The organism is Corynebacterium sp. HMSC071F07 (assembly GCF_001810285.1).
GTDB lineage: Bacteria > Actinomycetota > Actinomycetes > Mycobacteriales > Mycobacteriaceae > Corynebacterium > Corynebacterium simulans.
In genome coordinates this window covers 187804-198978 of sequence record NZ_KV800702.1, presented here as the reverse complement: position 1 = coordinate 198978, position 11175 = coordinate 187804, and the positions used below count along the sequence as shown (strand labels likewise).

The window sequence follows — 11175 nt, the reverse complement described above, 5'->3', positions numbered from 1 at the left end:
AAGCAGCCGGTGCAGAAGCCTCTTCCTTCTCTTCAGCCTTCGGCTCTTCTTTGGCTTCTTCCTTTTCCTCGGCTGGCTTTTCAGCGGAAGAATCGGAAGCAGACTCGCCCTCGTCACCAATGATGGCGATGACGGAGCCGACCTCTACGTCGTCATCTTCGTCAGCCTTGATTTCGAGGATGGTGCCCGCAACGGGGGAAGGGATTTCGGTGTCGACCTTATCGGTGGAGACCTCGAGCAATGGTTCGTCGACCTCGACCGTGTCACCCACGGACTTCAGCCACTGGGTAATCGTGCCTTCGGTTACGGATTCGCCCAGTTCGGGCATCACAACAGAGTGTGCCATAAGTAATAAGACTCCTCGGAAGTCGGAATTGTTTAACGCTGATGCTCAATCCTACCGCGTGTGTGCGACTAGCGTGCACATCTGGGTCCACCAGTCCGTTTTAAGTGCGTAAGTACACGGGGGAGTAGACTCATGGCCTATGTTTAATCCCTTCCGTCGAAACAGATCTAGGTCCCAGCTGCGGCCCCCACGTGGGCCTGGCGAGACGATCCGGAAGGAAGACGCAGCAGCCCTTTCTGAGTGGGCGCGCGGACGCGCCTATATCGAAGCATTTGTAGAACCCGAAACGGTGGTCAACGAGATGTCCGTGGTTGTCGTGGATGAGACTGGCCAGTTCATCCGCCGCCGGATCGGCGGGCCGAAGGGTATTGATGCCGTGGCGAAACTGCTGCAATGCGATGTCTACGACGTAGAAGAAACCGGCTATCCTCAGCGCATGCGCGAGCGTATGGAGCGCGAACGCATCTTGCGCAAGCGAGAAGAACAAAGACAGCGCCGCGCCCGCTTTGAGCGCGAGCACGGCGCTGAGTAGAAGCCCAGGCTAGGGCTGCGGTTTAGGACTCTGCGATTTCGCGCAGCGCTGCAACCACGGTGCGAACTGGAACGCCGGTGGCGCGCTTCGGGGTGTAGCCGTGCGGTGCGCCGTTGTTCCAGGACGGGCCGGCGACGTCGATGTGCGCCCACTCGATGTCTTCGCCGACGAACTTCTGCAGGTAGGTACCGGCAAATTCCATGCCGCCCTCGCGCTTAGCGTTGATATTGCGGATATCGGCAGCCTGGGACTTGACCTCTTCGTCGTGCTCCTCGAGCAGCGGCATTGCCCATGCGTTCTCACCGACCTCGCGGCCAATCTCAGCAATGCGGTCGCGGAAGAGATCGGAGCCCATGACGCCAGCGGTACGGGTACCCAGCGCGACAATCTGCGCGCCGGTAAGCGTAGCGGTCTCGATGAGGTACTCCGGCTTATCCGCGCTGGCGCGAGCAATGGCATCTGCCAAAACGAGGCGGCCTTCGGCGTCGGTGTTGAGCACCTCAGAGGTGATTCCGCCGTAGTGAGTAATCACATCGCCTGGGCGGGTAGCACCTGGTCCTGGCATGTTTTCAGCAAATGGCAGGGTAGCGGTGACCTTGACCGGGATCTCCAGCTTGGCGGCCGCAATGATGGCAGCGGCCATGGCTGCGGAGCCACCCATGTCGGAGATCATGTCCCACATGCCGGCGCCCGGCTTCAAGGAGATGCCGCCGGTATCGAAGGTGATGCCCTTGCCCACCAGAGCAACGGTGCTGGTGGCATCCTTCGGCGCCCAGGTAAGTCGCACTAGGCGTGGTGGGCGCTTGGAGCCTTTGCCCACGGAGATGATGCCGCCGTAGCCTTCCTTCTTCAGCTGCTTTTCATCTAGTACCTCTACCTCCAGGCCTGCCGCGGCAGCCTCGTTGGAGATGAATTCGGCATAAGACTCGGGGTAGAGCTCGTTAGCCGGGGTATTTACCAGATCGCGGGCGAGGTTCACAGCCTCAGCGGCAACGCGCGCGGCCTCGAACTCTTCGGCTGCCTTCTTGTTTGCGATAACGCTGAAGGAAGCCGGCGACTCGGAGTCGTTGGTCTCGCCGGAACGGATGCCGCGGTAAGCGTAGCCGCCAAGGATGAGGCCCTCGACGGTGGCGGTCAGGCCAAAGTCCGCAAGGGTGGTGACCACGGTGCCAGCGCCGGTGAGCGCACGCGCGGCGGTGCCGGCGTGGCGGCGCAGCATCTCGTCGTCGAGAAGCTCAGCGTCACCCAAGCCGACAGCGACGATGAGCGGCGCGATGGAATCCTGCGGTGCAGGGATGCGGGTGATTTCGCCCGCGCGGCCAGTTGCGCCTACCGCAGCAAGCGCCTCGTAGGTAGCGCGCAGCGCAGCGGAATCCAGAGCGTCGCTTCCCGGAACCTCAAGGCCATCCTCGCCGCTGAAGGCTGCGATGAGCAATGCGTCGGCCTTCTTTGGGGCCTTCTTTGCCAGTTCAACAGATGGGAAGCTGCCGCGGGCGGGCAGGGTAAACGCGGACTTTGCCACGATTTCCTCCTTGCATTCGGGATTGAAAATGGTTTTACCTCACACACCCTACCCGTCTAGCTCACATCTTTAGGCGAATTTTGCCTGCCCTCCTATAGAAAAAGGGAGTAGCGTGTGGGGCATGTTGAATTACACCGTAACGCGTACTGAGCACCCCACTTCAACTGAAAAACTGGCCGAGATTCTCCAGGATCCTGGCTTTGGCAAAAAGTTCACCGACCACATGGTGACCATTGACTGGAACGAAGAAAAAGGCTGGCATGACGCGCAGGTGCGTCCATATGCACCGTTTAGCATGGACCCAGCCTCCAACATCTTCCACTACGGCCAGGCCATCTTCGAAGGTATTAAGGCCTACCGCCAGCTGGATGGCTCCATCGCCACTTTCCGCCCGGAAGAAAACGCGCAGCGTTTCATCGATTCTGCGGCGCGTTTGGCCATGCCGGAGCTGCCGCAGGAAGAGTTCATCGAGTCGCTGCGCCAGCTAGTCGACGTCGATCAGGCGTGGGTTCCAGCCGCGGGCGGCGAGGAGGCGCTGTACCTGCGCCCCTTTATGATTTCCACTGAGGTCTCCTTGGGCGTTCACCCGGCGAATTCTTATCGCTACGTGCTGATTGCTTCACCGGCAGGCGCATATTTTTCCGGTGGCATCAAACCGGTATCGGTTTGGCTGTGCACCGACTATGTGCGTGCGGCTCCAGGTGGCACTGGTGCGGCGAAGTTCGCTGGCAATTATGCAGGCTCCCTGCTTGCGCAGGCACAGGCTGCGGAGAAGGGATGCGACCAGGTGGTCTGGCTCGATGCCATCGAACACAAGTACATCGAAGAGATGGGCGGGATGAACCTAGCGTTTATCTACGGCGAGGAAGGAAACCAGGCCCTGGTTACCCCAGAGCTATCCGGCTCCTTGCTGCCGGGCATTACCCGTAAGTCCTTGCTGCAGGTAGCACAGGATATGGGGCTTAAAGTTGAGGAGCGCCGCATCACTGCACAACAGTGGCGCGATGATGTTGCATCGGGTGCGATGACGGAAGCCTTTGCTTGCGGCACCGCCGCCGTTATCACTCCAGTGGGCCATGTCATGGGCGACGACGTTGACTTCAAGGTCAACGGCAACGAAGCCGGCAAGACCACGATGGCGCTGCGCGAGCGGCTCACTGGCATCCAGCGTGGTTGCGTAGAAGATAACCACGGCTGGCTGCACACGCTGGTTGAGAAGGCCGACTAATCCTGCGGCGCCTGTTTGGGCCTATTCTTGAGCCGATTCTAGAGTCGGCTCTTGAGCTGCTGCGAGAACATTGAGTTCGTCCGCGGCAAGTTCGAGGGCGGACTGAATGAGCGGCAACGCGGCCAGTGCGCCCAGGCCTTGTCCGGCGCGCATCTCAAGCTCAAGCAGTGGGCGCAGCTCCAGCAGCTGCAAGGCCTTAATGTGTGCCGGCTCCGTGGTGACATTCGCCGCGAGCAGCCACTGCTTTACGCCTGGTGCGAGGGACTCGGCGAAGACTGCGGCGGCGGCGCACAGCGGGCCGTCGATAAGCATCGGCGTGCGGCGCGCAGCGGTCTGACAGATAAAGCCCACCAATGCCGCAAAGCTAGGCGAGGATGCGGCTTGAATAACCTCCGCGCCCTCCAAGTTGCGGATGCGGAACATGGCGTCGCGGATAACGGTGACCTTGGTCTTCCACATTGCATCCGTTGTGCCCGAGCCAGGACCCACGATGGCGACCGGCTCAGTGCTGGTGAAATGACCCATGAGCGCTGCGGCAACGGTGGTAGCGCCAACGCCCACCTCGGCGGGAATGAGCAGATCGGCGCCGGAATCAACCTCGGCGTCGGCAGTGGCTTGGCCTACAGAAAACGCCGCCTTGAACTCTTCGCTGGTCATCGCTGGCTCGACGTCGATAGGGGCGGAGGGCACACAATCGACGACCGTGATGCTGGCGCCTGCGCGGCGTGCCAAGCTGTGGCTCGGTCCGGTGCCTTCCTTTAATTCGGCAATCTGCTGCGCGTCGGATTCGGGTGCGAAAGCAGAAAGGCCGACACCTTCGAAAGTGCGGGTAGCGATGCCATGCGAACCAGCGAAGACAACAACGCGTGGACGGCGCAAAGCCGCCGCGGGTACGACACCCTGACAAGCAGCAAGCCAGCTCGCGACGCCGCTCAACCTGCCGAAAGAATCTCCGCGTACAGAGGAAGCCAACGCGTCAGCGACGGCGCGGCCTGCTTGCTGATCAGGCTGCGGAACCGGCGTGAGCTCAGACATCGCTACTCCTTAATAACTGCCTAGAAATAACTACCTAGATTAAGTAAGACTGCCTTAGACGGTAGCGCCGCGCTCGACGCGTGGTTTTGGGGTACGCCACTTACGCGGCTGGGAAGCGCGCGTATATGCGTAGAAACCCAAGCCGAAGCCAGCCTCGGTGGTTCCCGGGAACTTCAGGCGCACTGCGTTGTTGCACTGACGAGCCAGCCAGAAACCCTCGATGGCGATGACCGCGATAACCACCATTGCGAAGATATTGACCCAGTTGGCAACGTTGGGGCTGAAGTTGGCCAGCATCATAACCACAAGCAGAAGCAGCATCATAGGCATCATCCACTCGTTGATGAACTTGCGGGAATCCACCCAGTCACGCACGTAGCGGCGGACTTCGCCCTTATCGCGGGGCAGCAGGTAGCGCTCGTCGCCGCTCGCCATGCGCTCCTGGGCAAGGCGGTTAGCCGCGCGAGATTCCTCGCGCTCCTTGCGCTTATAGGCCTTCCATTCCTCCTTGGACATGGAAGCCTTCATCTCCTTGCGGTGCTGGTAGCGCTGGGCTTCGGACATGCCGTACGGATCGCGCATGACGCCGCGGGCGATCTCTTGCTGATCGCGCTTCGGCGTGGGACGACCCTTCGGCGGGGTGTAACCCTTGCGGTGTTCCTCCGGCTTTTTAGCAGCCGGGGTTTCGCTCATCTGAGAAGCGGGGAGGGCGGCGCTACCGTCCGCCTTTTCATCTTTTTGCCACGGAAGTTTCACGTTGATCAGACTACAAGGTTGTGGCCGTTAAATGGGAATAGGCCCGCCCTGCCCGGTGTTGTGAAAGACGTAAGCGAGGTCAACCTTTCCACCTTCGAAACATTGAGGGTAGGGTAGAGGCCAGAAAAACCCGTACTTAATAGAGGAGAAGACATGACCGCTCCAGCTTCCGCTACCGGCGTCATCCTGACTGAGGCAGCAGCCGCAAAGGCAAAGGCACTGCTCGAGCAGGAAGGCCGTGATGACCTGTCTCTGCGTATTGCCGTCCAGCCAGGTGGTTGCGCTGGCCTGCGTTACCAGCTGTACTTCGACGACCGCAGCCTCGATGGTGACAAGGTCGACAACGTTGATGGCGTAAACCTCGTCGTTGACAAGATGTCCGTTCCTTACCTCACTGGCGCAAAGATCGACTTCGCTGACACCATTGAGTCTCAGGGCTTTACCATTGACAACCCGAATGCCGGTGGCTCCTGCGCTTGTGGTGACTCCTTTAACTAAATAGCGCGCTTTTAAGCGTTTCAGCTTAAAGCGTCTTGGCTTAAAGCCCTTCGTGGCTGCAAGCACGAAAAGTGCCCGCCGTTTTCCTCTGTTCCTCCTTTTGAAAGATAAGGGAGACAGGTCAAGCGGCGGGCACTTTTTGGATAAACGTCAAAGTGACGAAACCTGGCTTATAGCTTTACCGGATAGTCGCGCTGTTCGATCTGCGGATCGATGCGATTTTCTACGAAGATGCCGTGCCAGATCATGAACGAGAGGACCGTCCACAGGCGGCGCGAGTGATCGCTCACGCCGTCGCGGTGCTCCTTGAGCATCTCCAGAACTTCCTTCTTGTTGAAGATGTCCTCGGTCTGGGACTCGTTGATCTGGTCCTGTGCCCAGCCGTAGAGCTCGTCGCCAGCCAGCCAGTGGCGCATTGGAACTGGGAAGCCGAGCTTCTTACGGTGCAGAACGTGTGGCGGAACGATCTGCTCCATTGCCTTGCGCAGAGCGTACTTGGTGGTGCCGTGGGAAATCTTCAGATCGTGCGGAATGGTTTCTGCCACCTTGAAAACTTCCTTGTCCAGGAACGGCACGCGCAGCTCCAGGGAGTTAGCCATATTCATCTTGTCGGCCTTGACCAAGATGTCGCCGCGCATCCACGTAAACAGGTCGAGGTGCTGCATGCGGGCAACTGGGTCGAAGTCACGGGACTGCGCATAAATAGGCGCCGTGACCTCACGGTGGTCCCATTCCTCCTTGGCCCACGGAATAACGCGCTGCATTTGCTCGAAGTTGAAGGAGCGGGCGTTGCCGTAGTAACGCTCTTCCATGGTCATGGAGCCACGGTTGAGAAGGGACTTACCCTTCATGCCTTCTGGGAGAACCTTCGACAGCTGGCCTAAGCCACGGCGCAGCGGGGAAGGGATTTTCTCAAATGGTGCCAGCGAAAGCGGCTCCTTATAAATGGTGTAGCCGCCGAACAGCTCGTCCGCGCCCTCGCCGGAGAGAACGACCTTGACGTGTTTGCGGGCCTCCTGGGCCACGAAGTACAGCGGAACCAGGGACGGATCGGCCACCGGGTTGTCCAGGTACCACATGATTTTCGGAACCGCGGTGGCGTATTCCTCTGGGGAGACAATCTTGACGATATGCTCAACGCCGATTGCTTCAGCAGATTCTGCGGCGACGTCGACTTCGGAGTAGCCTTCGCGCTCGAAGCCGGTGGTGAAAGTCAAAAGATCCGGATTGTGGCGCTTTGCCAGGGTTGCAATCGCGGTGGAGTCGATGCCTCCGGACAGGAAAGAGCCAACCGTGACGTCTGCACGCATGTGCTTTTCGACGGAGTCCTCCAGCGCCTTAGCAATCTTGTCGAAGAGCTGCTGTTCGCTGCCCTCTGCCACCTTCTGGACCGAGAAGCGCGGCTTGAAGTAGCGATCGTTTGTGACCTTCTGGCCCGGGCGCAGCGTGACGGTAGAGCCGGATTCGACGCGGCGAATGCTAGCGTGCAGGGATTCCGGTTCCGGAACGTACTGCAGATCGACGTAATGCTCAATTGCGCGCTTGTCTAGGCTGAGGTCTAGACCCAGCGGCTCGGCCATATCGAGGATGCACTTCATCTCGGAGGCGAAGATGGTGCCTGCCTCGGTGGTGGCGTAATACAGCGGCTTGATGCCGAACTGGTCGCGGGCGGCAAACATCGTCTTGGTTTCGGTGTCCCAGATGACAAAGCCGAACATGCCACGCAGGTGATTGACTACATCCTCGCCCCAGTGGTGGTAGCCCACGACGATGGGCTCGCCGTCGCCTTCGGTGTTGAACTTCAGGCCGGCCGCCTTAAGCTCCTCGCGCAGCTCGATGTAGTTGTAGATCTCGCCGTTGAAGGTCAGGGCATAGCGCTCTGGATTATCTTCTGGGCCCCAGCGCAGTGGCTGGTGGGAGTGCTCAAGGTCAATGATGGACAGGCGGTTGAAGCCAAAGACGACGTCGTCGTCATGCCAGGTGCCCGCTGCATCCGGGCCGCGGTGGTGCATGCACTGCAAGGACTGTTCGAGGGCATCTACGTACTTGGCCGCGTCGTGGTTAGCGGTCAGTAGTCCGCAAAGTCCGCACATAGGGTGGTTGCTCCTTATTAATCAAGGGTCTTTTTCTTCCGAATACTTTACGGGGCTTAAATCCTAAATGGAGTTACGCGCGCCGAGTTACAAGCTTCGTGGCAGTCTTTGTTCAGCAATCGGGGAGGGGTTGGCGCAGCTTACCCGTTAGGGTGCGAACTTTCGGATGATGTAGCCGCATGGCCTTTGTGAATTGGGTCATAGGCTAAACCCGCCATTCGAGGGGTTGGTTCTGCCCTTGTGCAGGTGGGCCGGTAACATGCAGTGCGTTCGCAGTTTGCAGAGTGTTTCGGAAGGCCTGTGAAGCTATCAAATGCTTAAGAAACGCAGGCTCCATCCACTATCCTGATTGGATAGGAATGCTCTGTGAGTATTCGAGAAGTTTGTGTGGACAGAAAGGCAGAACACACGTGGGACAGCGTAAGCAGCGCAACTTTGCCCGTAAGGCGGGCCTAGCTGGCGCAATCGCTCTTGGCGGCTTCGCATTGGCTGGTTGTGACGTAGAAGCTCCAACCGCCGTTGAGAACCTCTTGGGCTTTGGTTGGCCAAAGGGCATTACCCCTGAGGCGGAGTCTATGTACAACTTCTGGATTTGGGTCTGGGTTGCAGCATGGATTGTTGGTTTCATCATGTGGGGGCTCTTCCTCACCGCCATCTTCAAGTGGAACGCGAAGAAGGCTGAAAAGGATGGCAAGGGCGAGTTCCCTAAGCAGCTGCAGTACAACGTGCCGCTGGAGATGACTCTGACCATCGTGCCAATTCTTATCATCATGGGCCTGTTCTTCTTTACCGTTCAGGCGCAGCAGAAGGTCACCGCACTGGATAAGAACCCAGAGGTTACCGTCGATGTCACCGCTTACCAGTGGAACTGGAAGTTCGGTTACGCCGAGAACAAGGTAGACGGCGAGAACTACAACGGCGAGGACACCGAGCGTAAGAAGATTGCTGAAGAATCCTCCGTTGACCCGGAGGGCGTGGAGAACCCGAACCCAATTCACGGCAAGTCCATGGGGGACATCTCCTACCTGAACTTCAACAAGATCGAGACTGTTGGCTCCACCGAGGAAGTTCCGGTTCTGGTTCTTCCTTCCGAGACCCCGATTGAGTTCCGTCTCGCTTCCGGTGACGTCTCCCACGCATTCTGGGTTCCGGAATTCCTCTTCAAGCGCGACGTTTACGCGCACCCAGAGGCTAACGCTCAGGAGCGTCGCTTCCAGATTGAGAAGATTGATGAGGAAGGCGCATTCGTTGGCCGCTGTGCCGAGATGTGCGGTACCTACCACTCCATGATGAACTTCGAGATCCGTGTTGTTAACCGCGATGACTTCAATAAGTACCTGAAGTTCCGTGAGCAGAACCCGGAGGCAACCAACGCTGAGGCTCTTGAGCACATCGGCCAGGATCCTTACGCAGTGACCACCTCTCCGTTCAACTCTCAGCGCGATCCCCGCACCGGTGACAACTTCGTTGACACCCCGAAGGCATAAGTAGAAAAGGACTGAATTTCACAATGCGTGCAACATCTAAGGTCTTCTACTCGATTGCGACCTACCTGTTTGTTTCCCTGATTGTTTACGTCCTCGGCGTGAACTTCGTGAAGGATGACGGCTACCTGTACGGTCCGGAGTGGGCAGGCATCGTCGGCCTTACCCTGGCGTTCCTGCTGTGCATCATGCTCGGCGTGTACATCAGCTTCACCGATTCCCGCGTCGACGTCGCTCCTGAGGACTGGGAAGAGGCAGAGACTGAGGACGGCGCTGGCATCCTCGGCTTCTTCTCCCCGGGTTCCATCTGGCCGCTGGCTATGACCGGCTCCATCGCGCTGCTTGGTCTGGGCATCATCTTCCTGTACTTCTGGCTCATCGTTCTCGGCGCTGCTTGCTTGGTGGCTTCCGTTACCGGTCTGTCCCTGCAGTACGGTCTGCCGAAGGAAAAGCACTAATTTTCCTTGCGCGTTAGTGGCGGCCTATCCCGGCGGTCACTAACGCCCGCCTAAAACTTCTCGCGTCCCCCATCACTTTCCGTGGTGGGGGACTTTGGCGATCTCCGCGTCGGATGGAAGGTTTCAAAAGTTCCCACAAAATCTAAAAGAGTTTCTAAAGCGGATGTGGCGGGGGAGGAGACGGGGGTGAAAGCTGCTCTCAACGCGCGCTATATCACCGAGTAATGGCACGTTAGGGGCTATTTTCGCGGGGGTCAACCGAAAGTTGGAAACCTGCTATTTTCAGCAGCGACCGTTTTGTGATTTATATCATCGAGCTAATCGCTCAATTCGGTTGCAAAGCGCATCTTAAGTGTTCAATTTTTCCGGCGATTTCGCGGCCTTTTCGGCGGTCAACCGGCCAATAAGCTGTTTACCTGCACGGATGGGACGTCGTAAAGCAGTAGTAAAAGTTCCCGCTAGCTGCCGATTTTTCTCCAAAATTAACCTTTGCTGGCAAAGCGCTGTGGCATGGCGAAAAGTAGCTTCAAAAAATCGGGGGGAATTGAAGTGACTTCGCGTCTCTGACCGGCCATACTGTTATGCGTGACGAGCGTAGTTTCAAACCAAGGTATGGCAGCACCACGTGTTGCCGCGCTGAACCGACCCAACATGGTCAGCGTTGGCACCATCGTGTTCCTGTCTCAGGAATTGATGTTCTTTGCCGGACTGTTCGCGATGTGGTTCACCTCGCGTGCAAACGGCCAGGAAGGCGACTGGGCGGAGCATACCGCCCATATCAACGTGCCGATGGGATTCATCATCACGGCCGTGCTGATTTCGTCTTCCGTGACCTCCCAGTTCGGCGTATTCGCAGCAGAAAGGGGTGACGTATACAAGCTCCGACTCTGGTACTCAGTGACCTTGCTGTTGGGTGTTGTCTTCTTGGGCATCATGGCATTTGAGTGGACAGAGTTGATCACGCACGGTGTGACTGTTCAGTCCAGCGTCTTCGGTTCGGTCTTTTACATCCTGACCGGCTTCCATGCTGCACACGTGACTGCAGGCCTTATCTCCTTCGCGATCATTCTGGCGCGTATTGCTAAGTCCAAGTTCACGCCAGCACAGGCAACCGCAGCGATGGCAGTGTCCTACTACTGGCACTTCGTCGATGTTGTCTGGATTGGCGTGTTCGTAGTCATCTACCTAGTCCAGTAGGCCGTAGGAGCCCGGGAGCAGGCTCT

The 11175-nt window shown here is 58.2% G+C and carries 11 protein-coding genes; 6 read left to right on the top strand and 5 right to left on the bottom strand.

Translation table 11 applies throughout. The annotated features are described in order from the left end of the window. The coding region (locus tag HMPREF2724_RS04680) for a biotin/lipoyl-containing protein (protein ID WP_305764393.1) at positions 1-346 on the bottom strand (346 nt) is incomplete at its 3' end. Positions 347-485: 139 nt separating this feature from the next. Between HMPREF2724_RS04680 and HMPREF2724_RS04675 the strand changes: the two genes are divergently transcribed. After that, entirely contained in the window at positions 486-878 is a 393-nt protein-coding gene (locus tag HMPREF2724_RS04675) for a hypothetical protein (RefSeq protein WP_061923587.1), read from the top strand. Positions 879-900: 22 nt separating this feature from the next. Here HMPREF2724_RS04675 and HMPREF2724_RS04670 read toward each other — a convergent pair whose 3' ends face one another. Next, positions 901-2400 carry a leucyl aminopeptidase gene (locus HMPREF2724_RS04670; protein WP_061923584.1) on the bottom strand — a complete coding sequence of 500 codons (1500 nt, stop codon included), beginning with the start codon at positions 2398-2400 and terminating at the stop codon, positions 901-903. Positions 2401-2521: 121 nt separating this feature from the next. Here HMPREF2724_RS04670 and HMPREF2724_RS04665 point away from each other — a divergent pair, with 121 nt between their 5' ends. Beyond that, on the top strand, positions 2522-3628 hold the full coding sequence (locus HMPREF2724_RS04665; protein ID WP_061923579.1) for a branched-chain amino acid aminotransferase: 1107 nt from the start codon (positions 2522-2524) through the stop codon (positions 3626-3628). Positions 3629-3649: 21 nt separating this feature from the next. On the opposite strand, the gene HMPREF2724_RS04660 is transcribed toward HMPREF2724_RS04665, so the two are convergent. Then, positions 3650-4663: a nicotinate-nucleotide--dimethylbenzimidazole phosphoribosyltransferase gene (locus HMPREF2724_RS04660; protein WP_070587381.1), complete on the bottom strand. Its 1014-nt coding sequence runs from the start codon at positions 4661-4663 to the stop codon at positions 3650-3652. 54 nt (positions 4664-4717) lie between these two features. Then, on the bottom strand, positions 4718-5419 hold the full coding sequence (locus HMPREF2724_RS04655; protein ID WP_070587377.1) for a DUF3043 domain-containing protein: 702 nt from the start codon (positions 5417-5419) through the stop codon (positions 4718-4720). Between the two features lie 153 nt (positions 5420-5572). Here HMPREF2724_RS04655 and HMPREF2724_RS04650 point away from each other — a divergent pair, with 153 nt between their 5' ends. Beyond that, positions 5573-5917, top strand: a complete 345-nt coding sequence (locus HMPREF2724_RS04650) for a HesB/IscA family protein (RefSeq protein ID WP_061923570.1) — start codon at positions 5573-5575, stop codon at positions 5915-5917. A 170-nt stretch (positions 5918-6087) separates the two neighbouring features. Here HMPREF2724_RS04650 and asnB read toward each other — a convergent pair whose 3' ends face one another. Continuing rightward, positions 6088-8010, bottom strand: coding sequence for an asparagine synthase (glutamine-hydrolyzing) (gene asnB / locus HMPREF2724_RS04645; protein WP_070587374.1), 1923 nt, complete (start codon positions 8008-8010; stop codon positions 6088-6090). Between the two features lie 410 nt (positions 8011-8420). On the opposite strand from asnB, the gene HMPREF2724_RS04640 reads away from it, so the two are divergent. The 3 genes from HMPREF2724_RS04640 (at position 8421) to HMPREF2724_RS04630 (ending at position 11149) form a co-directional block, all read left to right on the top strand. Then, positions 8421-9497 carry an aa3-type cytochrome oxidase subunit II gene (locus HMPREF2724_RS04640; protein ID WP_070587371.1) on the top strand — a complete coding sequence of 359 codons (1077 nt, stop codon included), beginning with the start codon at positions 8421-8423 and terminating at the stop codon, positions 9495-9497. 23 nt (positions 9498-9520) lie between these two features. Further along, positions 9521-9952: an aa3-type cytochrome oxidase subunit IV gene (locus HMPREF2724_RS04635; protein WP_061923558.1), complete on the top strand. Its 432-nt coding sequence runs from the start codon at positions 9521-9523 to the stop codon at positions 9950-9952. Positions 9953-10564: 612 nt separating this feature from the next. Beyond that, a complete protein-coding gene (locus HMPREF2724_RS04630) occupies positions 10565-11149 on the top strand; it encodes an aa3-type cytochrome oxidase subunit III (RefSeq protein ID WP_179294365.1) in 585 nt (194 codons plus the stop codon). Positions 11150-11175: the final 26 nt, after the last annotated feature.